Annotated in this window: 1 protein-coding gene; it reads left to right on the top strand. The window is 44.0% G+C overall.

Annotation, left to right across the window (positions count from 1 at the left end; genetic code table 11):
* The coding region (locus HMPREF2987_RS10055) for an SIALI-17 repeat-containing surface protein (protein WP_373878862.1) at positions 1-831 on the top strand (831 nt) is incomplete at both ends.

Raw genomic sequence — 831 nt, 5'->3', positions numbered from 1 at the left:
CGGTAGTAGAAGTTCCAGAATTTGAGGGTGGTGTTAATGCTGTAGAAGCCGCTAAGCATGAGTTGCCAGAATACACAGATGTAATCGACACAGTAGGCGACGAGCCAGCACCAGTAGTAGAAGTCCCAGAATTTGATGGTGGTGTTAACGCTGTAGAGGCAGCTAAGAACGAGTTGCCAGAATACACAGATGCAATCGGCACAGTAGGTGACGAGCCAGCACCAGTAGTAGAAGTCCCAGAGTTTGATGGTGGTGTTAACGCGGTAGAAGCAGCTAAGAACGAAGTTCAAGAATTTACAGGTGGCGTCAATTCTGTGGAAGCCGCTAAGAATGAATTACCAGAATACACAGGAACATTGGCTACAGTTGGAGATGAGCCAGCTCCAAGTGTGGAAAAACCAGCTGCAGAGGTTCAAATCTTATCTGATAAGGAAACTGGAGTTCTGGTAGCAGGGCTAACTGAAGAGTTATCTAAAGACCTCAAGCTTCAAGTTCAAAAGGTTCTACGCCAAGAATTAGCTGGTAAGCAATACGATGCTTATCAAGTGAAATTGTTGGATAAAGACAACCAAGAAGTTGAACTCAAAGGTGCTGTCCTAGTGAGATTACCAGTTAAGGGTCAGGTTCAAGGAGTTTATCACATGAACTTAGATCAAGGCTTGCAGGTTCAAAAGGTGACGCTAGTAGGTGACACAGTTGAATTTGTCGCCAAAAATCTAGGACTTTATGCGATTGTCTATAAAGAACAAAACCAAGAACCAGTAGAATCAGCTCATGGACCAGTAGTTAATGGAGAGGTCCTTGAAAATGCTTCAGGAAAAGCAAGTGCAG

The sequence above is a fragment of the Streptococcus sp. HMSC067H01 genome, from assembly GCF_001814775.1.
Lineage (GTDB): Bacteria > Bacillota > Bacilli > Lactobacillales > Streptococcaceae > Streptococcus.
The sequence above is the reverse complement of the archived record's forward strand: the minus strand, read 5'-3'. Positions and strand labels throughout refer to the sequence as shown.